Source organism: Paraburkholderia sp. SIMBA_030, from assembly GCF_046535245.1.
Classification (GTDB): Bacteria; Pseudomonadota; Gammaproteobacteria; order Burkholderiales; family Burkholderiaceae; genus Paraburkholderia.
The window spans coordinates 1-259 of the sequence record NZ_JAWRXB010000934.1; the positions used below are offsets into that span (position 1 = coordinate 1).

The following is a 259-nucleotide window of genomic DNA, read 5'->3' on the forward strand; positions in this document are numbered from 1 at the left end:
TATCAGCTACTGCGCGACATAACGCCGCAGCATGTCATCGCTCGCGATCAAAGCGGTGGTCTAGTCGGGTATTTGGGTTATGACTGCGTGAACTTCTTTGAACCTAGCCTCAATGCAAAAGCAAGCGAAGCCTTTGAACCATTTAAGTTTGGCGTGTATCTAGATGGATTGACCCTAGATAAGATGACTGGGGAAATCTTCTATTTTTACTACCCCACTGCTCAACAAGAAAACCGCATCGAGCAAATCAAAGCCCTAC

Annotated in this window: 1 protein-coding gene; it reads left to right on the forward strand. The window is 46.3% G+C overall.

Annotated features, from left to right (window positions below; genetic code table 11):
- Positions 1-259: hypothetical protein (locus SB772_RS42770; protein ID WP_410838868.1), on the forward strand; the 259-nt coding region annotated here is incomplete at both ends.